Here is a 25,243-nt window from a genome sequence, read left to right as displayed (position 1 = left end):
TCCGGGGGACGCTTGAAGCGAGTGGTTCGCGAACGACGGCCGTGCCGTGATCGGCCGATCCGTTGCCGTCGTCAGGGGCGTCGCTGCCGTCGTCGTCGCCGCCGGTGTCCTCGTCGCCACAGCCGCCGGTGTCGCCGTCGGTTACAGCCCCGTCGGGTGGTCGATGTAGTGCGTCTCCAGCCCCCACTCGTCCGCGAGCGACTGCAGCGCGCGCGCGCCGAACGTCTCGGTCCCGTAGTGGCCCGCGAGGAACACCGAGACGCCGGCCTCGCGCGCCTCGTGGTACGCCTTCCCCTTCCCCTCGCCGGTGACGAGGGCGTCGAGTCCCAGCTCCTCGGCCTCGCGCAGCCAGTCGCTCCCGCTGCCGGTGACGATCCCCACGTCCTCGATCTCGGCTGGGCCGAAGTCGAGTACCTGCACCCCCTCGCCGCCGTGGTCCAGCGCCGCCTCCAGCGTCGCAGCGAGTTCTTCGGCCGTGTAGCCGTCGGGCGCGACGCCGCGCTGGCCGACGTACTCCGGGCCTATCTCGCCGAACGGCTCGCGGTCGACGAGGCCGAGGACGTCCGCGACGCCGGCGGCATTGCCCAACTCTTGGTGGCCGTCGAGCGGGAGATGTGAGACGTACAGCGCCACGTCGTTCGCGACGAGCGGCTCGATCCGGGCGTGCTCGCGACCCGTCACGCGGTCGAGGCCGCCCCAGATCATCCCGTGGTGGGTGACGAGCACGTCGGCGCCCAGATCGACGGCGGCCTCGGCGGTCGCCTCGACCGCGTCGACCGCGAACGCGACGGTCTCGGTCTCGCCCTCGCGGGATCCGACCTGCAGGCCGTTGGGGGAGGCGTCGAGGTCGGCGTACGCGTCGGTGTCCAGCTCCTCGTCGAGTCGGTCGACGAACGCGGATCGCTGCATGGAGGGGACTTCGACCGGCGGGCGTTTGTAGCCACCGCGTCGGCGGCGCGGATCGGGCGCGGGTCGAGTGTGGACCGTCCCGAACAGCGGAGAGACTCAGTTCGCGTCGGCGTGGGAGTACACCGCTTCCCGCAGCAGTTTCCCGGCCAGCGCCGCCGCCTGGCCGTCGTCGCGGTCGTTCACCTCCACCGCGTCGACGGCGACGCAGTGGGGCGCGACCGCGCGGACGGCGTCGCGCATCTCCCGCGGGGAGAGCCCGAACGGCTCCATCGTCCCGGTTCCGGGCGCGAATCCGGGGTCGGCGCCGTCGATATCGACCGAGAGGTACGCGTCGCGGCCGCCGAAGCCGTCGAACGCGCGGGTCCACTCGGCCACGTCCTCGGGCGCGACGGCCGTCACGTCGGGCGCGTCCGCGCGCTCCCACTCCTCGCGGGAGCCGGTGCGCGCGCCGAGGACCACGACCTCGTCGACCGTCGGGGAGTCGTCGGTGTCGTCGGTGTCGCCGGCGTCCGCGCTGTCCGCGCCATCCGCGCCGTCATCCGGGTGGCCGTCGAGGCATCGACGGACGACGCAGGCGTGGTTCAGGGGGTTGCCGTCGTATGCGTCGCGGAGGTCGAGGTGCGCGTCGACCGTGACGAGCACGTCGGGGTCGGTCGCGCGCACGCCCGCCCAGGTGACGGTATGCTCGCCGCCCAGGAGGAGGGGGACGGCGTCGTCGATGACCGCCGCGCGCAGCTCGGCGCTCAGGTGATCGAGGTAGGCGTCGAGTGCGTCCCACGCGGGCACGTCGCCCGCGTCGTGGACGCGGAGATCGGAAAAGAACGAGTCGGTTCGTCGGTCGTAGTCGTCGTAGGTCGAAGCGAACTTTCGGACCCGATCGGGTCCGAAGCGGGTCCCCGGCTGGAACGTCGTCGTCGCGTCGAGCGGGGCGCCCGTCAGGACGTACGCCGCCTCGTCGCGATCGGCGTTCGCCCCGGGGAATCGCATGGAACTATCCGACGACTTTCCGCTGTCCCTCGTACTCGAGGTACTCGATGTTCTGGTCCGGCGTGAAGTCCTCGTCTTCGGGGATGCGCATCGTGAACGTCTCGTAGGTGTCCAGATCCATGACCTGGGCGTCGTTACCGGAGATAGAGACGACTTGGCCCTGCTTTCGCTGGATGATCGGCACCCAGACCTTCGCGTCGACGGGCTGGGAGAGCGAGCGTTTCCTGTCATCGAACACGCCCTTGCCCTCGATTCGAGCCTTCGCGCTGCCGTGCTTTCCGGGCTTTGCGGTGCTGTAGGCGTTGATCTTGCAGGGGGAGTCCTCCATCATCACGTAGCTCCCCTCTTGCAGTTCGCGGACCTGCTTCTGCTCTCTCGGCATACCACGCGATTCCCGTCCGGGCGGTATAAACGGTTTGATAGCGCCGGAGCCGGCCGAGATCGGGTCCGCCGTTGTGACGAGCGAACACGGCTCACTACGTGATTATCACCCGTCACGACGAACGGGAGATCATGACTGACGACCCGGAGACACCGACCCACAACGAGACACTGACCTACGACGAGACACCGGCCCACGACGGGGACACCCGATCCGAGGAGGACGAGAACGACGACAAGGCGGCCCCGGCGACGGTCGGCGAGGCAGGCATGACGAACGCCGACGCCCCCGTCGCCGACGAGACCCCGGTCGCGAAGGTGTACTACGAGGACGGCGAGCCGGTGGTGCTCTCGGCAGCGTTCGTCATCGAAGGCTGGCCGTGGGTCGTCGGCTTCGATCAGGCCGGCACCGACGGCTACGACTACGTCTCGATCCCGACCGAGCGGATCGTCGGCGTTCGCAGCCCCCGGTACGCCGTCTTCTCGCACAACGGTCGCCGCGTCACCGCCTACGGCGTTATGGACGAGGAGATCAGAGAGTTCCGCGACCTCCTCCCGCTGTGAGGCGCGGCGCCGCCGGCGACGAACCCGAGATCACCAGTCGATGCCCTGCGGTCACCAGTCGATAACCTCGCGGTCGCGCCAGAAGCGCCCGCCCGGACCGTCGCGGAACCGCGCGAGCCACGTCGGCGTCTCGGCGCCCTCGGCGGGCGTTCGCGGCGCGTCCTCGCCGCCCATCTCGGTGTGGACCCATCCCGGGCACACGGAGTTGGCGATCAGTCCCTCGTCGGCGTACTCGCCGTTGAGGTACGTCGTGAGTCCATTGAGCCCCGTCTTCGTCACGCGGTAGGCGGGCGACCCGCCGGACTGTTCCTCGCCGAGCGCACCCATCCCCGAGGAGACGTTGACGATCCGGGGCGTCTCCGTGTTCAGCATCGGCGGGATCGCGTACTTGCACAGCAACATCGGTCCGCGGAGGTTCACCGAGATCGAGTGGTCGACGTGGTGGCTCCGCTCCTCGTGCAGCGCCGCGCCGAAGTGGCCGACTCCGGCGTTGTTGACGAGGACGTCGAGGCCGTCCTCCGACTCGCCGATCCGGTTGAGCGCGTCCTGGATGTCGCCCTCCTGACTCACGTCGAGCGTGACCCGCTCGTACTCGTCCGGGAGGTCGTAGGTGACGCTGCGGACGCCCGCGTAGACGGTCGCCCCCAACTCGGCGAGGTTGCTCGCGATCTCGGCGCCGATGCCGCGGTTGGCGCCCGTGACGAGCGCGGCCTGTCCCGAGAGGTCGTCGTAGAGATCCGGCTCGGTGGGGGAGTCGCCGTCGCGAGCGGGCGTGCCCGCGCCGCCCGCGTCGGCGTCGCTGTCGGTCATACCCGCAGTTGACGGTCAGGACATTACCGCGTTTCGACCCGGAGCGGTTGGAACGACTCGCCGGTCCAGCGGTACGCGACGACCTCCTCCGGCGCGACGATCGCGTAGACGGAGCCCGTCCACGTCGCGCGCTCGCGGTCGGTGTCGGAGGGCGCAGCCGGACCACGCGGGTGACTGTGGTAGAACCCGATCACGTCGCGCCCGCGAGTTTCGGCGTCCTCGATAGCGGCGACGGTCTCCGCGGGGTCCAGTTCGTAGCGGCGCTCGGGATCGTCGGCGACGTTGGGGACGGGGACCGCCTCGGCGACGCGATCTGTCGCGTCCGTTTCGGCGACGCCGTCGCCCCCGCTGTCCGCGTTGGCCGCGCCGTCCGCGTCGCCAACGTCGCCGACGAGCACGCCGCATACCTCCGCGGGCGCGCCCGCCGCCCGGCGTTCATGGAGCGCGTCGCGGACGGCCGCCGGCAGCAGGAGGCGATCGGCGGGCACGGTCGGAGACCTACTCGAGGTCGCGCCGCATGGCGATCTCGAACCACGGGCACAGGCGCAGTTGGCGGTACCACTCGGGATGCTCGTGGAGGTGCTCGTAGTCGACCCACAGCAGGCCCGCGATCTCGTCCTCGTCGGGGGCGAGCGCGTCGTCCTCCAGCGTGACCTTCAGGACGGCACACACCTCCCACTCCAGCCCCGCGTTCTCGAAGTAGCGCTTGTACTCGAAACGGTCGGTGAGCGTCACGTCGTCGTACTGGTCCGGGGCGATGCCGAGCTCCTCCTCCAGGCGCTGGCGGGTGGCTTCCTTCTGCGTCTGGCCCTCGACGGGGTGGGAGGCGACCGTGCCGTCCCAGAAGGTGCCCCACAGGCGCTTGTCGGGCGCGCGCTGGCCCAGTAGGAGCCGACCGTTCGAATCGAAGACGAGGCAGGTGAACGCGCGGTGGCGGATACCGTCGCCGGTGTGGGCGTCCAGTCGGTTCACCGTGCCCTGCGGGTTGTCGTCGCTGTCGACGGCGATCACGTCCTGGAAGGCGTTCTCGTGTTCCGGCTCCTCGCTCGCGGTCGCCGCGGCGTCGCTCGCGCCGGCGTCCTCTGTGCTCATAGCGCGTTCTGCGTCAGGGTGGACCATGACCGCTTCGGTCGACCGCGACGCGGCGGGAGTGGGCGGGTTGCGTCCGCGCGACCTGACGGGTGCCTCGACGGGTCAGGAAACGTCCGGCGGGTTCTCCTCCGGGTGGGTGTCGTACGCCTCGCCGACGGCGAACCGCATGGCTCGGGGGCGACAGCCGAACTCGACGTGGCGGCGTTCCACGAGTTCGCCGTCGAGCGAGAACTGTCTCGGCCTGGCGGCGTCGACGACGAGCGACGACGCCTTCACCCGCGTGAGGTGGGACGCGCCGCGCCGCAGGAACTGGTCGGCGGCACCGCGGGCGAGATAATCGAGCGCGGGCGCGTCCTCGACCACGACGACGTTGAGCTTGCCGTCCTCCATGTTCGCCTGCCGGCGCTGCTCCCCCGGGAATCGTCGGCCGTTGCCGACGAGCAGCATCGCGGCCGTCCCCTCCCACGTCGGGTCGCGCTCGGACCCCACACGGACCTGCAGTTTCATCCCCTCGAAACTCCGCGTGTGCGCCATCGTCGTGAGGACGTACGCGAGCACGCCGAGCCGCCGCTTGGACGCCGGCTTCGTCCGCGCGCTCGACTCGGCGGTCAGCCCGCCGACACAGGAGTTGAGGAACGGTCGCGGCGGGAGCGGGTCATCGTGGTCGATCTCCGGGTCCGCCGGGAGGTCGACGCTCCCCAGGTCGATCCGACGCCGCTCGCCCGATTCCAGCACCTCGAAGGCGTGGTCGACCCCGCGGATCCCGACGTTGTCGGCGAAGTCGTTGCCGGTGCCGGCGGGGACCACACCGAGTTCGGTGTCGGCTAAGCGGTCGGCGTCGTCGACGCCGTGGACCACCTCGTTGAGCGTGCCGTCCCCGCCGCAGGCCGCCACGAGGTCGGCACCCTCCGCGGCGGCCTCGCGGGCGAGATCGTACGTCTCGCCGGCCCTCGTCGAGTCGCGAACGTCGAACCCGCGGTCGCGGGCGAGATCGGCGGCGCGGGCGCTTCGCTTTCCGTCGCCGCTGTTGGGGTTCCTGACGAGGACGCGCATGGCTGTGCTGTCGACGGCGCGGACAAAGTTCTGCCGGCACCCGCAACACCGAAGCCCTCGGGGCGAGCATCGCCGCCGTGACCCGGTTCGCCGTCGACCTCCACAGCCACACCCGCTTCTTCCACGGCCGCGTCGGCCGCCCGACCGCCTACGACCCGGTGGGGCTGCGCCTCCAGACGGCGATGGCCCGTCGACGCGGCCTCGACGCGCTCGCCGTGACGAACCACGACTACGCCTACTCCGCGGAGACGACGTTCCCGACGGTGCCGGGGATCGAGGTGTCGACGACGCGGGGACACGTGCTGATCGTCGGGCCGAACCCGCCGGCGCGGACGACGCCCGGGGAGCACACCCCCGCGGAGGCCGTCGCGCTCGCACACGAGCGAGACTGTGCGGCGATCCTCGCGCACCCGTTCCGCGGGAGCACGGCCCGCAGGAGCGGTGCCGACTTCGACGCCGTGGAGATCAACGGGAAGAACCCCGAGCACGAGGCGCGAACCCGCCGGCTCGCCGACCGACTCGGCCTCCCGCTGGTCGGCGGGAGCGACGCGCACTACCCGATCGAGGTCGGGCGGGCGTACACGGTCGTCGAGGTCGACGGCGACGAGCCGACTCCGCGGGCGGTCGCGGACGCGATCCGCGCGGGTCGGACGGAACCGGCGCTCCGATTCGACGGCCTCCAGCGCGTCGTCGACCGCGCGTACACCGCTATCCACGCCCGACGGCGGGGGACCGGTCGCGATCGGTGAGGCGACGGGCACGGGACGGGGACGACTCGCGGGGGACCCGCGTCAGCCGAGCCGTTCGTCCAGAATGAGCCGCGTCTTCGTCCCCTCGATCTCGTCCAGCTTGCGAGCGCGCGAGATGAGCTCGTTGACCGCGCGGGTGTCGACGCAGTCGACGATGAGCACGATGTCCTCCTGTCCGGACACCTGCCAGACGAAGTCCACCTCCTCCCAGTCGGCGAGCCGCTCGGAGACGGCGCTCGTGTTGACGTTCATGTCGACGGAGATCTCCACCATCGCTTTCACGTTCCCCGTGCGCGTGGTGACGGTGAACCGCTCGATCACGCCGTCGCTGGTCATCCGGTCGACGCGGTTGCGCACCGTCCCCTCGCTGGTGCCGACCTCCTCGGCGATCTCGGTGTACGGCGTCCGGGCGTCCCGTCGAAGGAGATTCAGGATGCGCCGGTCCAGGTCGTCCATGCACGCCCTTTCCCGAGGTCCGGCAAAGAGATTACGAATTTCGTAACGATACTTCGAACGACGCACTTATATTCCGGCCGACGATGTGTATCTCGTAATGGCGGACGCCTACGTCGCCCTGGCCGACGGCCGTGTCTTCGAGGCACGCGCCCGCGCGCCGGGCCGGACACGTGGTGAACTGGTCTTCACGACCGCGTACACCGGGTACGAGGAGTCGCTCACGGATCCCTCCTACGAGGAGCAGGTCCTGACGTTCTCCTACCCATTGATCGGCAACTATGGCGTCCGAGACGAGCGATTCGAGTCAGACCGCGTCCACCCGAACGCCGCGATCGCCCGCGAGTTCACCGACGACGTGGCCGAGTGGCTCGAGTCGGAGGGCGTGCCCGCGGTCGACCACCTCGACACCCGCGACATCGTCACGAGCGTGCGCGAGGAGGGGGCGATGGCCTGCGGTATCGCCGCCGGGCCGGACGCGACTCCCGAGGCAGCCAAAGAAGAGCTGGCGCAGTGCGTCGAGATGTCCGACCATCTCGACATCGGCAAGCAGGTGTCGACGGACGAGCCGTACACCGTCGAGGGCGGCGGCGAGTACGACGTGGCGCTCGTCGACTGCGGCATGAAGGGCTCCATCTCCTCCTCGCTGGCCGAGCGCGGCGCGGACGTGCACGTGCTGCCGTACGATGTGGACGCCGAGACGGTCACGGATCTGGACCCGGACGTGCTGTTCATCTCGAACGGTCCGGGCGACCCCGCGAACTTCGAGTCGGCGCAGGCGCTCGTCGAGGAACTCTCCGGCGAGATCCCGCTGGCGGGCATCTGTCTCGGCCAGCAGATCGTCGCCCGCGCGTTCGGCGGCGACACCGAGAAGATGGCGTTCGGACACCACGGCATCAACCAGCCCGTGCGCGACTTGGAGACGGGGCAGGTCGTCATGACGACGCAGAACCACGGGTACTCGGTCGCCGATCCCGGCGACCTGCAGGTGACGCAGGTGAACGTCAACGACGATACCGCCGAGGGACTCAAAAGCAACGAGTGCGCCGTCGTCACCCGGCAGTACCACCCCGAGGCGAACCCCGGCCCGCACGACTCGCTGAGCTTCTTCGACGACGTACTGGAGATGGCGGAGAACGGGTCGCGGACCCCGGCCACCGCCGACTGACGCGAGACCGACCGAAGGAAGGTCTCGGACGAACGGCGTTCACAAATCGTTTCGCGATTTGTGCGCTCACGAGACCGGAGGTCTCGTGAACGGCGAGCTTGCGGGCGAGCCGCCCACGAAAAACGCGAGGTCGAGCGCACCTCCAGAAATCCCCAGTGTTCTTACAGAAACGACGTTCCGAGAAGCTTCTTCGTGGTTCGTGCCGTCCACTGACACATGGCAGTCGATGACACGGCAGACGGCTTCGCCGAGGCGGTCGACCTCGCGGATCTCCGCGAGGAGGGTCGCGCGCTGACCGCCGTCGACGGGACGCCGATCGCGGTGTTCTACCACGAGGGCGAGGTTCGGGCGGTGAACAACCGCTGTCCGCATATGGGCTTTCCGCTGACGGAGGGCAGCGTCGAAGAGGGCGTGCTCACCTGTCACTGGCACCACGCCCGGTTCGAACTCTCCTGCGGCGACACGTTCGATCCGTGGGCCGACGACGTGGACACGTACCCGACCGAGATCCGGGAGGAGACGGTGTACGTTTCGCCGAAGCCCCGACGCGCAGAGCCGCCGGGGGTCCACTGGCGCGAGCGCCTCGACGACGGTCTCGAGCAGAACCTCCGGCTCGTACTCGCGAAGTCGGCGGTCGCGCTGCTGGACGCCGGTGTCGACCCGGAGGAGGTGGTCGAACGTGGCGTCACCTTCGGCGTCCGCAACCGCGCCGACGGCTGGAGTTCCGGGCTCACGATCCTCACGGCGCTGGCGAACCGCCTTCCGGATCTCGATGAGCAGGACCGAAAACGGGCGCTGTACCAGGGCCTCACGGAGGTCGCCGGCGACTGCGACGGGGAGGCGCCGAAGTTCGACCAGGAGGCGTTCGCCGCCACGGACGTGCCCTTCGAACGCCTGCTGTCGTGGTTTCGCGAGAACGTCGAGGTCCGCGACGCCGATGGCGCCGAGCGCGTGCTGCGCACCGCCGTCGCCGCCGGCTACGGCCGCGAGACGCTGACCGAGTTGCTCGTCACCGCGGCGACGGACCACCGGTACCTGAACACGGGTCACACCTTCGACTACGTGAACAAGGCGACCGAGGCGCTCGATCTCGTCGGGTGGGACGACGAGGAACTCACCGCCGAGGTGCTCTCCTCGCTCGTGCGCGGACTCGCGACCGCGGACCGCGCCGAGGAGACCTCGTCGTGGCGGCAGCCGGACGACCTCGCGGCGATGTGCGAGGACACGTTCGACCGCCTCGACGACCTCATCGACGCCGGCGAGGGGAGGACGTGGAGCGAACCCGACGACTTCACCGAGCGCCTGCACGCAGCCGACCCCGAGGCGGTGTTCGACGCGCTGGAAGGGGCGATCAGAAACGGCGCGACCGTCGAACAGCTCGCGAGCGCGGTGTCGTTTGCGGCCGCCAAGCGCGTCGCGCTGTTCGCCACGAGCAACGAGTTCAACGACTGGAACACGGTCCACCACACGTTCACCTTCGCGAACGCGGTTCACCGCGCGGCCGAGCGGACGGAGTCGACCGCGCTGTATCGCGGCGTGTTCGACGCCGCCGTGAACGTCTACCTCGACCGGTTCCTCAACACGCCGCCGGCTCCGGCGGCGACGGGCGACACCGAGGCGGATCCGGATGCCGCGGTGGAGTCGCTCCGAATGGCGTTCGAGCAGCAGGGGAAGGTACAGCAGGCGGGCGACGCCGTCGCGGACTACCTCGCGGCCGGCGGCGACCCCGACCGGCTGAAGGCGGAACTGGGGAACGCGCTGCTGGTCGAGGACACGAACTTCCACACGTTTCAGGCGTACGAGGCGGCGTGTCGGCAGTTCGATGCCCGGAACGACCCGGACGACCGCCGCGACTGCCTCGTCGCCGCCGCGCGCTACATGGCCGCCCACTATCCGACGCGCCGCTCGCGCGAGCAGACGTTCTCCATCGCCGCGCGTCTGTTGCGCGGCGAACGGGTCGACGCCGCGGAGAACGCGAACACGGAGAACGCGGAGAACTCGAGTTCCGGGGCGAGCGCGGGCGACTGACCACGTCCAGCGATGTGCCCGATCAGTCGGTCACGTCGCCGTCGAAGCCGGATCCGTCCGCGCGAGCGGCCCCCGATCTCCACACGGCGTCGGCGGTGCCGGCCCGCGGGAGGTCGTCGAAGCTCCATACGCGGTGATCCGCCCGGACGCAGCGCCCCCGCTCCTCGTGCCCGTGGCGCTCGACGTGGACGGCGTCGAGGCCCGCGTTCCAGGCGGCGCCCACGTCGCTGTCGCCGTCTCCGAGGTAGACGCCCCGCTGGCTCGTCGGGTCGACGCCGATGTCGTCCATCGCGATGTGAAGCGGGTCGGGAGCGGGCTTCCACCCCGTCTCGTCCGAACACGAGAGGAACGTGTCGAAGCGGGCGGTCAGATCGAGCCGGTCGGTGACCGGTCGCGCGAGAAACTCCGCGCAGTGGGTGACGAGCCCCACCGGAACGTCCTGCTCGTGGAGGTCGTCGAGCAGCCGCGCGGCGTCGTCGTGGAGGTACGAGGCCTCGGCCCGCGCTTGGGGGTCCTCGACGGCGTGGAACGCCGGCCAGAACTCGCTCGGGTCGAGCCCCCACTCGCGAAGCAGCGGGTCGCGCGCGCCGGCGAACCCGTGCCACAGCACTTCCGATTGCCGGTCGGAGAACTCGTAGCCGATGCGGGATCCGACCCGGTCGAACACCTCGCGGGTGTACGACCACTCCGCGTCGACGAGCGTGCCGTCGAGGTCGAACAGCCAGAAGTCGTACGTGTTGGGGACCATCGGAGGAACCAGGAGTAGGTCGTTCCCGCTGTTATATCTTCGCACCCTAACGGCCGGGTTTGTCACTGCTTACCCGCGTTCCGCGGAATCCGCCGACTCGTCGGTCGGCTCTCCGCTCCCCCTGTCTCCCCGCGAGTCCACCCGAATCGACGAGCCGAAGTACTTGTGCAGCGCCTCGCGGACCGAGTCGGCGCGGAACGCCGCGAGGTCGTCGCCGACGGCGTCGCGGAGCGTCTCGAGGTACGCCTCGTCGGTCTCGAACTCCGAGAACGTCGCCGACAGCACCTCGATGCCCTCCGGAAGGCGGTCGGCACACAGCGCGCGGACGTGCTCGTCGTCGTTCGCCTCGCCGCGCCACAGCGCGTCGCGAAACAGCAGCCACCCCTCCTCGCCCGGCCGCGGCGCGGGGATCCGAAGCACCGTCTCGAAGGCGTCCGGGTCGATCCGCGCGCGCCGCGGCGAGAGGGTGAACCGAACGCGGAACACGTACGACGCGTCCATCGCGTCCCCCCGTCACTCCACGAGTTGGTTCAGTCGCTCTGCCAAGTCTATGTCCTTCCCGGTGACGCCGCCGGCGTCGTGGGTGGTGAGCCGGACCTCGACCTCGCGCCACTCGACCGTCATCGACGGGTGGTGAACCGCCTCCTCCGCGAGGCCGCCCGCGCCGGCCGCGAAGCCGACACCTCCGAGGTACGAGTCGAACTCGAAGGTGCGGGCGATCTCGTCGGCGTCGGCGTCGTGGTGCCAGCCGTCGGGCAGTTCCGCCGCGATCTCGTCGGCCTCGAGTACGTCGCTCACGTGTACACGGAGGGTCGCCCGGGGCAAAAGCGTACCTCGGAGGTTCGTCCCGTGAGAACGGTACGGACGCTCGGACGGAAGCGGTCGGACAGAAGCGGTCGGACAGAAGCGGTCGGGCAGAGCGGGTCGAGACGCGTCCGGGATGCGTCAGCGTTTACACGCGGCCGACGCCAGCGCGGACTTCGCGTCGTCGATCAACGAGAGCGTTCCCGCACCCGCAGACAGCACCGGATACGGTGACGATAACGAACGGTAGAGGTAGTCGAACCAGTGGCGGCGGTCGCCCTCCTCGTCGTGGATTCGAGTCTGCCGATCGGACAACAGCGACTCCACACGTCCCTCGTGCCACTCCAGGCGCTCGTACTCCGCGACCAGATCGGTGTAGGTTGCGCGCGACAGCTCGAGGTCGACGACGCCCTCGCCCGCATCGACCGCGGGCGCGAGCGTCGACTCGGCCGCCTCGATCGAGGACCGCTCGGTCTCCAGCTTCGAGAGCAGATCCGTGCGCTCCTCGCTCGCCCGCCGGGCGCCGCTCGCGAGCGTCGTCCGTAGCGACGGGGTCAGCGTCCCGCCCTCCTCGACGAGCGCGCTCGCGACCGGCGCGGAGAACTCCTCGGCGACGTTCGTCGCGAGCGTCTCGTCGTACTCCTCCTCGTAGTGGGCCGTCGCCATGATAGTCTCGCGGTAGGCTCGACGGGCGTTAGCCAACCCGTCGCCGCCGACGGCGGCCCCGCTGGCCGGCACCGTCAGGACGTTGGTTCCTCCGCCGGTCGGCATTGGACGCCCGCGTTCGCTTGACTCCAGGTTCGCGACGCGGCGCCGGAACCGCTCGAACGCGTCCCGCTCGGCGCGCGTGCGAGTCGCCTCCCGCGCGAGCGCCTCGCGTGCGCCGTCGAGCCGCGTGAGCACCGCCCCCGCGACGAAGACGAGCACGGCCGTCATCCCCAAGACGGCGAGCCCGACGGCGACGTCCGGATGTCCGCACGCCGTGGCCCGGCAGACCGACTCGACCCCCAGTTCGACCGGTTCGGTCGAGAGTCGACCGACACCGTGGCTCGCTCCTTGCATACATCCACGTGTGACGGCATCGCACATCACAGTTTCCCCTAGGGGACACAGGAACGAAATATTCTCTCGAACGTCGGTCGGAAACTGAACGACCGCGGCTCAGTCCTCGGAGAGCTGTTCGAGCACGCCGTCGGGAGCGTCCACGCCGCCGTCGGGCGATCGCGCGCCGCCGGGCGTCGACGGCGGTCCGTCGAACTCGGGGTCGAACAGCTGCATCGCCGTGTGGATGGTCGCCCAGTCGTCCTCGGCGGCCGCCTCGCGGAGACTCTTCGTCGGCGCCGCGAGGAGCTGTCCGACGAGAGCATCCGCGAGGCCGGCGACGATCTCGCGCTGGTCGTCGGTCAGCTCGCCGTGGGTCTCCAGCTTCCCCATCGCCTCGCGCAGTTCGCGCTGTTTCGTCCGCTCGGCCGACTCGTACATCGCGGAGACGGCGTCGTCGGCGCGCTTTCGCTTGAACTCCTCGAGGAGCCGATCGAACTCCGCGTCGATCATCTCCTCGACGGCCGTCGCCGCGGCGGCGCGCCGTTCGCGCGCCTCGTCGGTGACGGTCTCGAGGTCGTCGATGTCGCGGACGGCGACGCGCTCGTCCCCGGCGTCCGGGACGACGTCGCGGGGCTGTCCGAGGTCGATACACAGCGTCTCGCCCGCGTCGGCGAGCGTCTCCTCCCGGACGGTCGGGTCGTCCGCGCCGGTCGCCGCGATGACGACGTCCGCGCGCGCGGCCGCCCCGGACAGGTCGTCGAGTTCGATCGCCGTCGAGTCGGTGTCGAGGTCGGACGCGACGTGCTCGGCGGTCCGGAGCGTCCGGTTTGCGACGACGATCCGAGAGACCGGCGAGGCGTCCAGTGCCCGCGCCGAGAGCAGGCCCATCTCGCCGGCGCCGACGACCAGCGCCGAGGCGTCGGCGAGGTCGATCTCCCGGGCGGCGAGCTCGACGGCCGCCGACCCGAGCGACAGCGATCCCTCGTTGATCGCCGTCTCGGCGCGGGCCCGCTTGCCGACCTGCCGAGCCTTCGAGAGCGCGTCGTCGAGCACGCCGCCCGACAGTCCGCCGGCCCGGCGGGCAGCCTCGGCAGCGTCGCGCAGTTGGCCGAGGATCTGGTCCTCGCCGAGCACGAGCGACTCCAGCCCCGCCGAGACGCGCATGAGGTGTCGCAGGCTGGCTTCGTGGTCGAGGTGACCGATGACGCCCTCACGAACATCGGGAGAGAGCGCCTCCACCGCCGCCCGCGCGACGGCGGCGTCGTTCGCCGCGACGTACGCCTCCGCCCGGTTGCACGTCTGGATGACGAACGCCTCCTCGACCCCCTCGCGCGCGAGCAGATCCGACACGAGCGTCGTCGCGTCCACGGTTTGGGCGGACTCGATCTCCTCGACGGACGCGTTCGTGTGGCTCACGCTCACGCCCGCGATGACGCCGGTGTCAATCATTGGTCGCCTCCATGACTCGGTCCGCTTCCTGCCGGGCGTTGGAGAGTCCCTCTTGTAAAGCCTTCCAAACGTCCGACGACCCGACTACCGCTCGAACCGCCTCCCGGCGGTCGGTCGGCGGGACATCGGCCGCCTTCAGGTCGGCTCTGATCGCCGCGAGTAGGTCGGCCATCGGTCCAGCCCCCTCGATCTCCGATTCGAGCCGCCGCCGCAGCTCCTTCGAGAGCGCGGGCGCCGCGCCGCCGGTCGCGACGGCCGCGACGACCGACCCGTCGCGGACCGTCGCCGGGACGACGACGCTGCCGGCGTCGCGCCCGCCCGCCCGATCCGCCCGATTCACGAGCGCCCCCGTCTCGCGGGCTGCACGCTCGGCCGCCTCGTTCACCGCGTCGTCGTTCGTCGCCGCGACGACCAGCGCCGGAGCGAGGCGCTCGACCCAGTCGGTCACGCCCTCGGGCGCCGGCGCCGCGCGTACCAGCTCCGCGTCGCCGAAGTCGCGATCGGCGAACGCGGGGCTGACGACGACGGTGCGCGCCTCCCGCGCGAACGTGCGGGCCTTGCGCGCGCCCACCGGCCCGCCGCCGACGACGAGCACGGTCTCCCCCTCGAAGTCGTGCAGCAGCGGGATCACGGGTCTGCCTCCGCATTGTCCGGCGATTTCGCCCGAACTACATAAAGGTCGCTCTCCGGATCGCGATCCGTGGACCGCGGGCGAACCTGTTCGGGGCGAGCCGGCGGCCGCGCTCGTTGTCCCCCCGGGGTGGAGCGCGACCGCGTTTCGGTGGGCCCTGACCACGTCCCGATGGACGGCGACCGCGTTTCGATCGCGATCACGCGTCCGTGGGCTCGGCGTCCTCGCTTCGCACCTGTGCGTCGGCGCGCTCGTCCAGCCGGATGCCTGTCTTCTTCAGGATCCGCGTGGAGAACAGCGAGTCCCACTCGTCGTCGTCCACGTCCCAGAAGTCGGTCATCACTTCGCGCACCTGCTCGATCCGGCGCTGGGACTCGGCCTCGTCGCGGCCGTGGGTCATCGCGAAGAAGTTGTACGGCCACACGCCCTCGTGGCGCGGCCGGTGATAGCAGTGGGTGACGAACCCCAGCGACGCGACGGCGGGGCCGACCTCCGAGAGCAGCTCGTCGGGCACGTCCCAGACGGTCATCCCGTTCTCGCTGTAGCCGAGCGCGTAGTGGTTCGGGATGACGCCGACCCGGCGCACCTTCCCCTCCTCGTTGAAGCGCTTGATCGTCTCGATCACCCACTCGACGGGCTGGTCGATCGCCTCGGCCACGTCCGCGTACGGTGTCTCGGTGATCGGCAGGCCGCCCTGTACCTCGACGACGAGGTCGCGCTCGCGGGCCGTGATCCCGCGGTTCTCGGAGGGATCGACCTCGGGACCGAGGTGTGACAGGTCGAGGTCGCCATCGCTCACGGGGCCGTCGAGCAGGAACTTCGCCCCGACGTGGAACTCCTCCCGCTTCGGGAGGTTGTACGTCTCCTGCCCGGTTGCGTCCTCGATGTCCGCGAGCACGCGCTCGACCTCGTCCTCGCTGGCTACACTGACGACGAACCACATGTTGAGGTGGGGGTGCTCGCGTTCGTAGTTGTGCGCCACCTCGCGGAAGCCGTTGACCGTCTCGGCAACCTCCTCGTAGCGCTCCTCGGGCGCGTGCATCGCCACGAGCGTCGCGGTGCCGCCGATCTCCTCGGCGTTCACGAGCGCGCCGAACCGCGAGAGCACGCCGCGTTCGTCCAGATCGCGGACGGTCGCGAGCAGTTCGTCGGCGTCGACGTCGACGCCCCGCTCGGACAGCGCCGCCGCGGCCGGCTCCCACGGGCGTTCGGTCACCGGGAAGCCGCCCTGGAAGGCGTTGACGACGGCGCGCTCGAGCGTCGAGAGGTCGGCGTCCGTCCCGACTTGGTCCATACTCGCGCTCGGGACGCCGTGAGGATAAGCGTCGCGTTCGTGTGACCCGATACCGGACCGCAGATCCCCTCAGGGAACGAGCGTCACGTCGGTGACGCCGTCGAGCGCGCGCACGTCCTCGCCGAGCGCCCCCTGGTCGACGCCCGCCTCGTAGTAGAACACGAGGTCGAACGTCCCCTCGCGGAGCAGCTGCTGGCACTCCCAGACGAACTCCTCGTCCTCGAGGGTGAGCCCCTGAAACTGGTTCGATGAGAAGTCCGTGTCGTCGTTGCCGGCGTAGATGTACGACTCGCCCTTGCCGGCGTGCTCGGCGATGACCTCGTTGAGATCGACGGTGAGCTCCTGCATCTCCAGGTCCTCCTGTCCGCCCAGCGACGTGTGGACCACCATCCCGAGGAGCTCGATGTCGCCCGGCTCCAACAGCGCCTTCGTCCGCTCGTAGAGGTCCTGGTCGATAGCGTCGGTCATACCGCGTTGTCGGTTCACCGGAGTGATACCGATGACGGTTTTCGCGTCGACCGCGCCGTGCTCGCGGGTCGTTCCTCCCCGTTCGCCTCGCGGTGTCCCTTCGGTCGGGCTCGTACTCGCTCGCGGGTCGCCTTCGCTCCCCGTTCGCCTTCGCTCCCCGTTCGCTTCGGGGCCTCGCTTCGCTCGGCCTCGCACTTCTCACGGCTCACCCCGTTCGCCGTTCGCTGTCGCGGTCTCACTGCGTTCGACCGCGCACTCCCCGCGTAGCTTTTTGTTCGCCTCCACCCACGTGTCCGCATGGAGCTCACGCTGAAGTTCTTCGCTACCTTTCGGGAGGCGGTCGGCTCGAAGATCGTCGACCGTTCGTTTCCGGACGCGAGCACCGTCGGGGACGTGCTCACGGCGCTTGAGTCCGAGTACGACGGACTCGCGGGCAACCTACTCGAGGACGGAGATCTCAAGCCCCAGATCAACGTCCTGCTGAACGGCCGCGAGGTCCTCCACATGGACGGCGTCGAAACCGCGGTCTCCGACGGAGACACCCTCGCGGTGTTCCCGCCGGTTGCCGGCGGCGCCGTCGACTGCGACCGCGCTGGCGACGACCCCAGCGGTTCCGGCGCGCGGACCGACGGCGGCGACGAGACCGAGAGCCGAGTCGAGGCGTACCGCGGCATCTCGCGGCGCCTCGCGGTTCGGTATCTTCGGCACCTCGGCGGCGAGGCCGGCGGCCCCGACGAGGAGGTACGGGAGGTCGTCGGCGACGGCTGGCGGGCGTCCGTCGCCGCGGAGAAAGTCGCCGCCGCGGGCGCCATCACGCTCACCGAGGTGACGGTCACCTTCGAGGGCGACCCCGCTGTGCTCGACGACCTGGTCGATCGCTTCGGACAGAAGGCGATGCGCGCCGGTGGGTGATGTCCGGTCGCGACGACGGTGGCGACGGCGACGGTGACCCCGATAGGGCCGACGACGCGGCCGATACGTCGTACGATCCGGACACACGAGCGGCGGGACACCCGATCGATCCCAACGCGCTCATGATCGCGGCGGCGACGGCCAGCGTCGGCGCCGGACGTCTCCCGGAACTCCTCCGGGCCGCCGACGAGCACCTCCGAGCGCGACGCGAGGAGTACGACCGGAGCTACGAGTGCGTCGACGAGGCCGACGACGCCGACGACACCGGCACCGCGACGTACCTCGTCCCCGACGGCCACTGGAGCGAGATCGGCGACGAGCTCGGCCTGAAGCGCCGCGAGACCGACGCGCTCCGACGGGCCCACGAGCAGCACCTCCTGCGGCTCGGGACGAAGCGACGCCGACGGCGGGAGTTCGAGTCGGCGTTAGAGCTTCGCGAAGCGGTCGTCATCGGAGGGTGATCGTCCGCGAAGCGGCAGTCGCCGTCGCCAAGGATCATCTCCCCACAAGCGCGAGCCGTCCCCCGCTTCCGCTGCCGAGACCGGTGCCCCCTTGAGTGCGCGCGCCGCCGCACACACATGGACAGCCGCGTTCCCCCCGACCTGCGCGACGGGATCCGCGACGCGCTCCCGCTGTTGCTCGGGATCGTTCCGTTCGCCCTCGTCGCCGGCGTCGCCGGCGTCGAGGCGGGACTCACCCCGCTGCAGACGGTCGGCCTCTCGGTCGTCGTCTTCGCCGGCGCCTCCCAGCTCGCCGCCATCGATCTGCTCGGGCGCGACGCCGCCCTCGGCGTCGTTGTGCTCACCGTCGTCGTCGTGAACCTCCGAATGCTGATGTACTCCGCGTCGATCGCGCCGTACTTCCGCGAGCTGTCGGCACGCGTGCGCGCCGGCTGCGCGTACGTCCTCACCGACCAGGCGTACGCGCTGGCGCTGGCCCGCTACGCGGGCGACCGCGACCGTAGTACGACGACCCGGCGCCCGTACTACTATCTCGGCGTCGCGCTCACGCTGTGGATCGTCTGGCAGACGGGCACCGTCGTCGGGGTCGTCTTCGGCGCCGCCGTCCCCGACAGCTGGCGCCTCGGCTTCGCGGTCCCGCTCGTGTTTCTCGCGCTGCTGGTCCCCGCGGTCTCCGACGCGCCGAGCCTCGGGGCCGCCGTCGTCGCGGGCGCGGTCGCGGTGCTCGGCGCCGGCCTCCCGTTCAACGCCGGGCTGATCGTCGGTGCCGTCGTCGGCGTCGCGACGGGGATCGCACTCGAGGAGTCGGATCTCGGAAGCGCCGGTGCCGGCGGCGAAGGAGGCGACTCCGACCCCGCGGAGGGACACTGATGGCGACGAGTTACGGGCCGCTGTCGATCTGGGCGGTGATCGTCGCCGGCGGGTTGGCGACGTTCGCGATCCGGCTGTCGTTCATCCACCTGTTCGGTCGCGTCGACGAGGTCCCCCCGTGGCTGGAGCGCGCGCTCGTGTACGTTCCCGCCGCGGTGTTGGCGGCGCTCGTCGCTCCTGATTTCGCGCCCGCGAGCGCGACCGTCGAGGCGGCGCTCACGCCGGAGCTGCTCGGCGGCGCCGCGGCCATCGCCGCCGCCTGGCGGACGGAGGACGTGCTGTGGACGGTCGCCGCCGGAATGGCCGGACTCCACCTCGCGCGCTTCCTGTTGTGACCTCGGAACCGACGACCGGAGCCGGGCGGAGACGGCGGCGCTTGCCGGAGGGCGCGCGTACACCTCCCTCCCGGCGGAACGCCCGCCGATGACCGAGTCGCTGCTGTCGGCCGCCCGACGGGCGCCACGCGAGACGTGGGTGGTCGTCGGCGCCGTCTCCGCCTCGCAGTACCTCAACCACGCGTATCTCGTGTTGTTCCCGCCGATCCTGGCGGTGCTCTCGGGGGAGTTCACCGTCGGGCTGGCGGCGCTGGGCGTCGCCCTCGGCGTCCAGGGCGCGACCAACACCGCGTTTCAGCTCCCGTTCGGCCGGCTCGCGGACCGCTACGACCGAACGATCGCGCTCGGCCTCTCGTCGGTGCTCGGGGCGGTCGGAGTGCTCGCCGCGGCCGCCGCTCCCACCTACGAGTGGCTCCTCGTCGCGCAGGCGGTCATCGGCATCGGCGTCGCGGGGCACCACCCCGCTCACTACCCGCTCATCTCCGATGCGACGCCCGACGACCTGATGGGCCGAGCCTACAGCCTCTACGGCTTCGGCGGATCGGTCGGCTTCGCGACCCCGCCCGCGCTCATCGCGGGCGTCGTCTCGGCGGGCTACTCCTGGCGGATCGGCGTCGGTCTCATCGGCGCCGTCGGACTCGTGTACGCCGTCGCCGTCACGTGGCTGTTCGCCGCCCGCGTCGACGACGCGGTCACCGCGCCGAACGTGGCCGCCGACGGCGACGCGGACGGCGCCGATTCGGCCGGCTCCCGCTCGCGCGGCTCGTGGATCGCGCGAACGCGAGCGTACCTCCGGGAGCTCGCGGCCGCGCCGGGCGTGCTCGCGCTGGCGCTGCTGGCGCTGGTCAGCTCCACCTCGGGCTGGGGATTCACCAGCTACGTCGTCGTCTTCCTGCAGGACGGCTACGGGCTGTCGCTGTCGCGGGCGAACCTCGCGCTCACGGGCTCGTACCTCGTCGGCGCGGTCGCCGTCTTCGTCGGGGGCGACCTCTCGGACCGCATCAGCGCCGGGCCGGTGCTGATCGCCAGCTTCGCGACCGTGGGCGTCCTCGTGGGTGTGTTCGCGCTCGGGACCGTCGGCCCGCTCGCGGCCGTCGGGCTCGTCCTCCTCGTCGGCGGCGCGCGCTCGATCGCCGGGCCGGCGCGCTCGAAGCTGACCGACGCGTTCGCGCCGACGGGGTCGACCGGAACGAGCTTCGCGGTGATCACCGTCGGCGTCATGCTCGGCAACGCGGTCGCGCCGCCGGCGTTCGGCTACCTCATCGAGACGGCCGGGCGTCGGGCAGCGTTCCTCGCGGTCGCCGGCGTCTCACTCCTCGCGGTCGCGCTCACCGTCTGGCTGATCGCCCGGTTCGGCGACGCCTGAGGCGGGACGGTCCACGCCGTCGGCGTCCGTCGGCGCCGGGTCGGCGGTCGCGTCGCCGCCGGCGGTCGACTGGTCCTCGTCGCGCCGCCGGTCGCTCGCGGCGGCCGCGGCGCGGCGCTCCTGCGCGACCGCGATGCGCTCGTGGGCGCGGACGAAGCGGTACAGCAGCCACAGCAGCAGCGCGACCGAGGCGTAGTAGACGATCGCGAGGATCTGCGCCTGTATCAGGATCGCATAGAGACTGACGAGGACGAACAGGACGACCGCTGCGATCCCGGTTCGGGAACTCAGCGACTGTCGGAGGGTGGGCGGGGACTCGCTGGACACGGGTCGCGATCCTCCCGGAGGGGTGATAAATCGGGGCGATGAGCGTCGGACCCAAGAAGCCACTGAGCACCAGCAGTTGTACCGCGAGCGAGGGCCGCCAGGCCCGAGCGAGCGGCCTTTTGATCATCGACGGGTTTTGCGGGGGTCTGGCCGCAGCGCGCCGGAGGCGCGCGAGGACATGCCCCCGGAAAAGTGGTCGCTAGTCGTCAGCGGGCGCGACGCCCGAGTCGCCCGAGGAGACGCCCGTGCCCGGCCCGATGTCGATGCCGAGCTCGTCCAGCTTCTCGTCGGGGACGACGCCGTCGACCCAGCCGCGGACCTCGTAGTACTCCGCTTTCATCTCCGGCAGCTCGCAGTACTCGCCCTCGGAGGCGCCCTGTCCGGGGATACCGCCCTCGAGGAACCGTGCGGGCAGCGAGTCGTCCGCGCCGTCGAAGCCGTTGAGGTTGTTGTAGTAGCGCTCGAGGGTGTAGATCCGCTCGCCCGCCTCGAACAGGTCCTCCTCCGTCACGTCGAGGCCCGTCATGCCGTTGTACTGCATGACGTACTCCTCGATCCCCTCGGCGAAGGCGTTGAACTTGCAGATGTCGAACGAGTCCGAGATGGCGTGCAGGTCCTGGAACGTCGCGGTGAGCTCACCCTTACCCTCGTACTCGTAGGGGTCGACCTTCTGCGGGATGCCGAGGATCTCGGCCGAGGGCGTGTACGCGCGCAGGTGGCACGCTCCCCGGTTGGAGGTCGCGTACGCGATACCCATGCCCTTCATGCAGCGCGGGTCGTACGCCGGGATGGTCTGTCCCTTCACGTCCAGGGAGTTCTCGCGGGCGTCGAAGCGCTCGGAGAGCCCGTTGGCGCCCTCGGCGAGCGCGTCGGGGAGTTCGCCCTCGCGGTGGGCCGTCTCGTCGATGAGGTCGATCATGCGCTCGGTGTCGCCCCAGTCGAGCTGCTCGTCGAGGTCGTCGAGCTTGCCCTCCTCGGACATCTCCATCGCCATGGCCATCATGTTCCCCATCTCGATGGTGTCGACGCCCATGTCGTTGCACCGCTCGATCATGACGGCGATCTCGTCGCGCTCGGTGTGTGCGGAGTTGGGGCCCAGCGCGTACGCCGACTCGTACTCGTAGGACTCGGTGCGGACGTTCAGCTCCTCGCCTTTGTGCATCACCGACACCTCGACCTCCTTCTTGCAGGCGACCGGGCAGGAGTGACACGTCGGCTCGTCGACGAGGATGTTCTCGCGGACGTTCTCGCCGGAGACGCGCTCGGCGTCGATGTCTGCGCCCTCGGCGTCGCGCATCGCGGCCGTGGACGTGTACTTCCCGTTCTTCGTCGGGAGGCCGTCCATCTCCTCGCCCGCGTTCATCAGGACGTTCGTGCCGTACAGCGAGAGGCCGCCCTCGTTGGGCGCGGTCACGTCGGACTCCTGGATGACCTGCATCGCCTGCTGATACCCCTCCTGGAACACGTCGGGCTTCGCCGGCTTGGGCATCCTGGTACCCGACTTGACGACGACCGCCTTGAGGTTCTTCGAGCCCATCACCGCGCCGGTGCCGCCGCGCCCGGACGCGCGGTCGTCCTCGTTGATGATGCAGGCGTACTTGACGCCGTTCTCGCCGCCGGGACCGATCGCCATCACCGAGACGTTGCGGCCGACGGTGCCGTCGACCTCCTCGCCGAGGGTGTCGATGGTGTCGTGGACGCCCATGCCCGCCACGTGAGAGGCGTCGCGCAGTTCGACCTCGCCGTCCTCGACGACGGCGTACACCGGGTCGTCGCTGGCGCCGTCGAAGACGAGGCCGTCGAAGCCGGACCACTTCAGTCGCGCACCCGACCAGCCGCCATGGTGGCTGTCGGTGACGGTGCCCGTCAGCGGGGACTTCGTGACGACCGCGATTCGGCCGCTCATCACGGTCTGCGTGCCCGTGAGCGGCCCGTTCATGAACGCCAGTCGGTTCTCCGGGCCCAGCGGGTCCACGTCCGGTCCCGCCTCGAAGACATATTTCACGCCGAGGCCGCGCGCGCCGATGTACTTCTTCGCGTCCTCGTCGTCGATACCCGCGTACGATACGTCGCCCGCCGAGAGGTCCACGTGCGCGACGTGGTCCTGAAAGCCACCGAGGTCTGTCATGGTAATCTACGCTAGTTATATGGGACCGGATTCTGTTAGCCGTTGCCACAGCGGCGTAACCGTAGTTGGTTACACACTCCGGTCGCCGTCCGCGTCGAGATGGGGTGGGTTTTTCCCGTGCAGTCGCCGGATCCGATCGATGGACACCCGCGTTCGACGGCTCGTCATATTTGCCGCGGTGACGGGTATCGTCGTTACCTCGTCGCTCGTGCCGATGTCGACGACGTCGGGCCAGGCGTCCGCGGTCGACGGAGTTCCGGTGCCGTCGGGGGCGGACAAACTGGTCCACGGCGTCGGCTACGCCGCCGTCGCGTACACCCTGGGGCGAGCGCTCCCGGCGCGGCTCCGGCGCGACGGGAACAGTCTACGACCCGACGGGAACGGGCCGTCGATCATCGTGCTCGTCGGCGTCGCCGCGGCGGCGACGGCGGTCGGCGCGGGCGTCGAGTTCGCGCAGGGTACCGTCCCCGGGCGCGACCCCTCCCTGCTCGACGGCATCGCCAACGCCGTCGGCGCGGTCGTCGGGGCGCTGCTGTGGCGGCGGCGCGGCGGCGACCCGTAGCGACGACGTTGGCGACGCCACGAGGGCGGTGAACAGTCGCCAGTGCGAACCCGCGTCGCGTGAGCGAAGCGGTTTTCCGCGGCTGCCGCCCAGACCAGACAATGAGCCAGCCGAGCCCCGAGGTCCACGAGCGGGACCGCGGGATGGACGCCCACAACGCGGTCATGCGCGACATCCGCGCCGAGCGCGACGAGACGTACGACGCCCACGAGCCCACCCGCGTGTGGCTCGACGAGGACAACACCCCCGACGGCGTCAAGACCAGCCTCACGATCATCCTCAACACCGGCGGCTGTCGGTGGGCCCGCGCGGGCGGCTGTACGATGTGCGGCTACGTCGCCGAGTCCGTCGAGGGCGGCAGCGTCTCCCACGAGGCGCTGATGGACCAGATCGACGTGTGTCTGGAGCACGAAGCCGAGAACATCGGGGCGTCGGAGACGCCACGCGAAGACGGCGACGCCGTCGACGCTGCCGAGCGAGCCGACCTGATCAAGATCTACACCTCCGGTTCGTTCCTCGACGAGCGCGAGGTACCCGCCGAGAGCCGCCGGGCCATCGCCGAGACGTTCGCAGACCGCGAGCGCATGGTCGTTGAGTCGCTGCCCGACTTCGTCTCCGCGGAGAAGCTCTCGGAGTTCACCGGCCACGGCCTCGAGACCGACGTGGCGGTCGGGCTCGAAACCGCCACCGACCGCGTCCGCCACGACTGCGTAAACAAGTACTTCGCCTTCTCGGACTTCGAGGACGCCTGCGCGGAGGCCGCGGACGCCGGCGCCGGCGTGAAGGCGTACCTCCTGATGAAACCGCCGTTCCTCGCGGAATCCGAGGCCCTCGACGACATGATCTCCTCGGTCGAGCGCTGTGCCGCGGTCGACAACTGCCACACCGTCTCGATGAACCCCTGCAACGTCCAGCGGTACACGATGGTCGACGAACTGCACTTCCGCGGCGGCTACCGCCCGCCGTGGCTGTGGTCGGTCGCCGCCGTGCTGGAGCGCACCGCGGACGCCGACGCGATCGTCGTCTCGGACCCGGTCGGCGCCGGCTCCGACCGCGGCCCCCACAACTGCGGCGAGTGCGACGACCGCGTCCAGACGGCGATCAAGGACTTCGACCTCCGACAGGACCCGTCGGTGTTCGAGCAGGTGTCCTGCGAGTGCGAACGGACCTGGGAACTGGTGCTGGAGGAGGAAACCGGGTTCAATCAGCCGCTGGCGCGCTGAGTCCGGAGCGGGCACCCCCGGGTCAGTCAACAGCACCATCGGGCCGGGTTACCGGCGCCGTCGGGTCGGTCGCCCGGCCGGCCCGGACTCTCGGTTCACAGTCGTGATCGACTCGAACAGCCACGGGTTTCGGAATACCGGGTTGTTGGGTGGTTCACACGTCCGTTCCACCGTCGTCAGACGCTCGGCATACAATTATGTACCTTGGCTTCATATGACACGTACATGGAGATAGTCGACCGAGCGATCTTCACCTGCGACGACTGTGGGGCATCGGCCCCGTCGTTCGGGATCGAGTACGATGGCCTCGGCTACCCGGTGTGTCCGGGATGTGGAACGGTCGTCGGACCGCTCGAACGGCACCGCGCCGGCGCCGAGTCGGCCGCGACCGAGCGCGCGCAGTAAGCGGACGAGTCGCCGTATCGGA

29 protein-coding genes and 1 pseudogene are annotated in these 25,243 nt (G+C 70.2%); 12 read left to right on the top strand and 18 right to left on the bottom strand.

From position 1 onward, the window contains the following. Positions 1-141: 141 nt before the first annotated feature. From ABJD39_RS09710 to ABJD39_RS09700, 3 genes are all read right to left on the bottom strand, one after another. Positions 142-909, bottom strand: a complete 768-nt coding sequence (locus ABJD39_RS09710) for a Nif3-like dinuclear metal center hexameric protein (RefSeq protein ID WP_348607718.1) — start codon at positions 907-909, stop codon at positions 142-144. Positions 910-1,005: 96 nt separating this feature from the next. Then, the gene (locus ABJD39_RS09705) at positions 1,006-1,896 is read right to left on the bottom strand and encodes an arginase family protein (protein WP_348607715.1); all 891 of its coding nucleotides are present in this window, start codon (positions 1,894-1,896) and stop codon (positions 1,006-1,008) included. Positions 1,897-1,900: 4 nt separating this feature from the next. Further along, entirely contained in the window at positions 1,901-2,278 is a 378-nt protein-coding gene (locus tag ABJD39_RS09700; RefSeq protein ID WP_348607712.1) for a translation initiation factor IF-5A, read from the bottom strand. A gap of 131 nt (positions 2,279-2,409) precedes the next feature. Here ABJD39_RS09700 and ABJD39_RS09695 point away from each other — a divergent pair, with 131 nt between their 5' ends. Further along, positions 2,410-2,841, top strand: coding sequence for a hypothetical protein (locus ABJD39_RS09695; protein ID WP_348607709.1), 432 nt, complete (start codon positions 2,410-2,412; stop codon positions 2,839-2,841). Positions 2,842-2,892: 51 nt separating this feature from the next. On the opposite strand, the gene ABJD39_RS09690 is transcribed toward ABJD39_RS09695, so the two are convergent. The 4 genes from ABJD39_RS09690 to ABJD39_RS09675 all read right to left on the bottom strand — a co-directional run bounded on the left by ABJD39_RS09690 (position 2,893) and on the right by ABJD39_RS09675 (position 5,796). Next, on the bottom strand, positions 2,893-3,651 hold the full coding sequence (locus ABJD39_RS09690) for an SDR family NAD(P)-dependent oxidoreductase (RefSeq protein WP_348607706.1): 759 nt from the start codon (positions 3,649-3,651) through the stop codon (positions 2,893-2,895). Positions 3,652-3,674: 23 nt separating this feature from the next. Beyond that, on the bottom strand, positions 3,675-4,139 hold the full coding sequence (locus tag ABJD39_RS09685) for a desampylase (RefSeq protein WP_348607703.1): 465 nt from the start codon (positions 4,137-4,139) through the stop codon (positions 3,675-3,677). 10 nt (positions 4,140-4,149) lie between these two features. After that, a complete protein-coding gene (locus ABJD39_RS09680; protein ID WP_348607700.1) occupies positions 4,150-4,743 on the bottom strand; it encodes an NUDIX hydrolase in 594 nt (197 codons plus the stop codon). Between the two features lie 102 nt (positions 4,744-4,845). After that, entirely contained in the window at positions 4,846-5,796 is a 951-nt protein-coding gene (locus ABJD39_RS09675) for a diacylglycerol/lipid kinase family protein (protein ID WP_348607697.1), read from the bottom strand. Positions 5,797-5,873: 77 nt separating this feature from the next. Between ABJD39_RS09675 and ABJD39_RS09670 the strand changes: the two genes are divergently transcribed. Beyond that, positions 5,874-6,545: a PHP-associated domain-containing protein gene (locus tag ABJD39_RS09670; RefSeq protein WP_348607694.1), complete on the top strand. Its 672-nt coding sequence runs from the start codon at positions 5,874-5,876 to the stop codon at positions 6,543-6,545. Between the two features lie 42 nt (positions 6,546-6,587). Here the strand turns inward: ABJD39_RS09670 and ABJD39_RS09665 are convergent, their stop codons facing one another. Then, a complete protein-coding gene (locus ABJD39_RS09665; RefSeq protein WP_348607691.1) occupies positions 6,588-7,001 on the bottom strand; it encodes an Lrp/AsnC family transcriptional regulator in 414 nt (137 codons plus the stop codon). A gap of 97 nt (positions 7,002-7,098) precedes the next feature. On the opposite strand from ABJD39_RS09665, the gene carA reads away from it, so the two are divergent. Next, a complete protein-coding gene (gene carA / locus ABJD39_RS09660) occupies positions 7,099-8,166 on the top strand; it encodes a glutamine-hydrolyzing carbamoyl-phosphate synthase small subunit (protein WP_348607688.1) in 1,068 nt (355 codons plus the stop codon). Between the two features lie 216 nt (positions 8,167-8,382). Beyond that, positions 8,383-10,194, top strand: coding sequence for a Rieske (2Fe-2S) protein (locus tag ABJD39_RS09655; protein ID WP_348607685.1), 1,812 nt, complete (start codon positions 8,383-8,385; stop codon positions 10,192-10,194). 22 nt (positions 10,195-10,216) lie between these two features. Here ABJD39_RS09655 and ABJD39_RS09650 read toward each other — a convergent pair whose 3' ends face one another. The 8 genes from ABJD39_RS09650 to ABJD39_RS09615 all read right to left on the bottom strand — a co-directional run bounded on the left by ABJD39_RS09650 (position 10,217) and on the right by ABJD39_RS09615 (position 16,632). Continuing rightward, a complete protein-coding gene (locus ABJD39_RS09650; protein WP_348607682.1) occupies positions 10,217-10,942 on the bottom strand; it encodes an HAD family hydrolase in 726 nt (241 codons plus the stop codon). Between the two features lie 69 nt (positions 10,943-11,011). Further along, positions 11,012-11,443, bottom strand: coding sequence for an LWR-salt protein (lwrS, locus tag ABJD39_RS09645; RefSeq protein ID WP_348607679.1), 432 nt, complete (start codon positions 11,441-11,443; stop codon positions 11,012-11,014). A gap of 12 nt (positions 11,444-11,455) precedes the next feature. Next, complete coding sequence (locus ABJD39_RS09640) at positions 11,456-11,740, bottom strand: 4a-hydroxytetrahydrobiopterin dehydratase (RefSeq protein WP_348607677.1); 285 nt, start codon at positions 11,738-11,740, stop codon at positions 11,456-11,458. 147 nt (positions 11,741-11,887) lie between these two features. After that, positions 11,888-12,808, bottom strand: a complete 921-nt coding sequence (locus tag ABJD39_RS09635; protein WP_348607674.1) for a DUF7260 family protein — start codon at positions 12,806-12,808, stop codon at positions 11,888-11,890. A 99-nt stretch (positions 12,809-12,907) separates the two neighbouring features. Continuing rightward, positions 12,908-14,239 (bottom strand): glutamyl-tRNA reductase, encoded by a 1,332-nt coding sequence (hemA, locus tag ABJD39_RS09630; protein WP_348607671.1) that lies wholly within the window; start codon positions 14,237-14,239, stop codon positions 12,908-12,910. After that, a complete protein-coding gene (locus ABJD39_RS09625; RefSeq protein ID WP_348607668.1) occupies positions 14,232-14,870 on the bottom strand; it encodes a precorrin-2 dehydrogenase/sirohydrochlorin ferrochelatase family protein in 639 nt (212 codons plus the stop codon). Before ABJD39_RS09625 ends, hemA begins: the two co-directional genes overlap by 8 nt. 199 nt (positions 14,871-15,069) lie before the next feature. After that, complete coding sequence (ahbB, locus tag ABJD39_RS09620) at positions 15,070-16,164, bottom strand: siroheme decarboxylase subunit beta (RefSeq protein ID WP_348607665.1); 1,095 nt, start codon at positions 16,162-16,164, stop codon at positions 15,070-15,072. 69 nt (positions 16,165-16,233) lie between these two features. Next, on the bottom strand, positions 16,234-16,632 hold the full coding sequence (locus tag ABJD39_RS09615) for a DUF5778 family protein (protein WP_348607662.1): 399 nt from the start codon (positions 16,630-16,632) through the stop codon (positions 16,234-16,236). Positions 16,633-16,929: 297 nt separating this feature from the next. Between ABJD39_RS09615 and ABJD39_RS09610 the strand changes: the two are divergent. From ABJD39_RS09610 to ABJD39_RS09590, 5 genes and pseudogenes are all read left to right on the top strand, one after another. Beyond that, positions 16,930-17,208, top strand: a pseudogene (locus tag ABJD39_RS09610) (ubiquitin-like small modifier protein 1); the annotation flags it as partial. Positions 17,209-17,543: 335 nt separating this feature from the next. Then, positions 17,544-18,005, top strand: coding sequence for a hypothetical protein (locus ABJD39_RS09605; RefSeq protein WP_348607659.1), 462 nt, complete (start codon positions 17,544-17,546; stop codon positions 18,003-18,005). A 117-nt stretch (positions 18,006-18,122) separates the two neighbouring features. Then, complete coding sequence (locus tag ABJD39_RS09600; protein ID WP_348607656.1) at positions 18,123-18,875, top strand: AzlC family ABC transporter permease; 753 nt, start codon at positions 18,123-18,125, stop codon at positions 18,873-18,875. Then, positions 18,875-19,210 (top strand): AzlD domain-containing protein, encoded by a 336-nt coding sequence (locus ABJD39_RS09595; protein ID WP_348607653.1) that lies wholly within the window; start codon positions 18,875-18,877, stop codon positions 19,208-19,210. Before ABJD39_RS09600 ends, ABJD39_RS09595 begins: the two co-directional genes overlap by 1 nt. Before the next feature lie 88 nt (positions 19,211-19,298). Continuing rightward, complete coding sequence (locus ABJD39_RS09590) at positions 19,299-20,576, top strand: MFS transporter (RefSeq protein WP_348607650.1); 1,278 nt, start codon at positions 19,299-19,301, stop codon at positions 20,574-20,576. On the opposite strand, the gene ABJD39_RS09585 is transcribed toward ABJD39_RS09590, so the two are convergent. Together ABJD39_RS09585 and ABJD39_RS09580 are read right to left on the bottom strand one after the other, a co-directional pair. Further along, the gene (locus ABJD39_RS09585) at positions 20,520-20,903 is read right to left on the bottom strand and encodes a hypothetical protein (protein ID WP_348607647.1); all 384 of its coding nucleotides are present in this window, start codon (positions 20,901-20,903) and stop codon (positions 20,520-20,522) included. The genes ABJD39_RS09590 and ABJD39_RS09585 overlap by 57 nt on opposite strands. Positions 20,904-21,102: 199 nt before the next feature. Beyond that, positions 21,103-23,031, bottom strand: a complete 1,929-nt coding sequence (locus tag ABJD39_RS09580) for an aldehyde ferredoxin oxidoreductase family protein (RefSeq protein WP_348607644.1) — start codon at positions 23,029-23,031, stop codon at positions 21,103-21,105. A gap of 139 nt (positions 23,032-23,170) precedes the next feature. On the opposite strand from ABJD39_RS09580, the gene ABJD39_RS09575 reads away from it, so the two are divergent. The 3 genes from ABJD39_RS09575 to ABJD39_RS09565 all read left to right on the top strand — a co-directional run bounded on the left by ABJD39_RS09575 (position 23,171) and on the right by ABJD39_RS09565 (position 25,221). Further along, positions 23,171-23,593, top strand: a complete 423-nt coding sequence (locus ABJD39_RS09575; RefSeq protein WP_348607642.1) for a VanZ family protein — start codon at positions 23,171-23,173, stop codon at positions 23,591-23,593. Positions 23,594-23,694: 101 nt separating this feature from the next. Next, a complete protein-coding gene (locus ABJD39_RS09570; protein ID WP_348607640.1) occupies positions 23,695-24,816 on the top strand; it encodes an archaeosine biosynthesis radical SAM protein RaSEA in 1,122 nt (373 codons plus the stop codon). A 225-nt stretch (positions 24,817-25,041) separates the two neighbouring features. Further along, entirely contained in the window at positions 25,042-25,221 is a 180-nt protein-coding gene (locus ABJD39_RS09565; protein WP_348607637.1) for a hypothetical protein, read from the top strand. The last annotated feature ends 22 nt before the right edge of the window (positions 25,222-25,243 follow it).

Origin of the sequence: Halobaculum rarum (genome assembly GCF_040025155.1) — an archaeon.
GTDB classification, from domain to species: Archaea; Halobacteriota; Halobacteria; order Halobacteriales; family Haloferacaceae; genus Halobaculum; species Halobaculum rarum.
The sequence above is the reverse complement of the archived record's forward strand: the minus strand, read 5'-3'. Positions and strand labels throughout refer to the sequence as shown.

Coding starts and splice junctions, on each gene's coding strand:
- ABJD39_RS09565 (WP_348607637.1), top strand. CDS start 25,042: ATGGAGATAGTCGACCGAGCGATCTTCACCTGCGACGACTGTGGGGCA.
- ABJD39_RS09600 (WP_348607656.1), top strand. CDS start 18,123: ATGGACAGCCGCGTTCCCCCCGACCTGCGCGACGGGATCCGCGACGCG.
- ABJD39_RS09570 (WP_348607640.1), top strand. CDS start 23,695: ATGAGCCAGCCGAGCCCCGAGGTCCACGAGCGGGACCGCGGGATGGAC.
- ABJD39_RS09595 (WP_348607653.1), top strand. CDS start 18,875: ATGGCGACGAGTTACGGGCCGCTGTCGATCTGGGCGGTGATCGTCGCC.
- ahbB (WP_348607665.1), bottom strand. CDS start 16,164: ATGGACCAAGTCGGGACGGACGCCGACCTCTCGACGCTCGAGCGCGCC.
- ABJD39_RS09655 (WP_348607685.1), top strand. CDS start 8,383: ATGGCAGTCGATGACACGGCAGACGGCTTCGCCGAGGCGGTCGACCTC.
- ABJD39_RS09615 (WP_348607662.1), bottom strand. CDS start 16,632: ATGACCGACGCTATCGACCAGGACCTCTACGAGCGGACGAAGGCGCTG.
- ABJD39_RS09575 (WP_348607642.1), top strand. CDS start 23,171: ATGGACACCCGCGTTCGACGGCTCGTCATATTTGCCGCGGTGACGGGT.
- ABJD39_RS09705 (WP_348607715.1), bottom strand. CDS start 1,896: ATGCGATTCCCCGGGGCGAACGCCGATCGCGACGAGGCGGCGTACGTC.
- ABJD39_RS09650 (WP_348607682.1), bottom strand. CDS start 10,942: ATGGTCCCCAACACGTACGACTTCTGGCTGTTCGACCTCGACGGCACG.
- ABJD39_RS09590 (WP_348607650.1), top strand. CDS start 19,299: ATGACCGAGTCGCTGCTGTCGGCCGCCCGACGGGCGCCACGCGAGACG.
- lwrS (WP_348607679.1), bottom strand. CDS start 11,443: ATGGACGCGTCGTACGTGTTCCGCGTTCGGTTCACCCTCTCGCCGCGG.
- ABJD39_RS09695 (WP_348607709.1), top strand. CDS start 2,410: ATGACTGACGACCCGGAGACACCGACCCACAACGAGACACTGACCTAC.
- ABJD39_RS09700 (WP_348607712.1), bottom strand. CDS start 2,278: ATGCCGAGAGAGCAGAAGCAGGTCCGCGAACTGCAAGAGGGGAGCTAC.
- ABJD39_RS09675 (WP_348607697.1), bottom strand. CDS start 5,796: ATGCGCGTCCTCGTCAGGAACCCCAACAGCGGCGACGGAAAGCGAAGC.
- ABJD39_RS09665 (WP_348607691.1), bottom strand. CDS start 7,001: ATGGACGACCTGGACCGGCGCATCCTGAATCTCCTTCGACGGGACGCC.
- hemA (WP_348607671.1), bottom strand. CDS start 14,239: ATGATTGACACCGGCGTCATCGCGGGCGTGAGCGTGAGCCACACGAAC.
- ABJD39_RS09680 (WP_348607700.1), bottom strand. CDS start 4,743: ATGAGCACAGAGGACGCCGGCGCGAGCGACGCCGCGGCGACCGCGAGC.
- ABJD39_RS09580 (WP_348607644.1), bottom strand. CDS start 23,031: ATGACAGACCTCGGTGGCTTTCAGGACCACGTCGCGCACGTGGACCTC.
- ABJD39_RS09710 (WP_348607718.1), bottom strand. CDS start 909: ATGCAGCGATCCGCGTTCGTCGACCGACTCGACGAGGAGCTGGACACC.
- ABJD39_RS09690 (WP_348607706.1), bottom strand. CDS start 3,651: ATGACCGACAGCGACGCCGACGCGGGCGGCGCGGGCACGCCCGCTCGC.
- ABJD39_RS09605 (WP_348607659.1), top strand. CDS start 17,544: ATGTCCGGTCGCGACGACGGTGGCGACGGCGACGGTGACCCCGATAGG.
- carA (WP_348607688.1), top strand. CDS start 7,099: ATGGCGGACGCCTACGTCGCCCTGGCCGACGGCCGTGTCTTCGAGGCA.
- ABJD39_RS09635 (WP_348607674.1), bottom strand. CDS start 12,808: ATGCAAGGAGCGAGCCACGGTGTCGGTCGACTCTCGACCGAACCGGTC.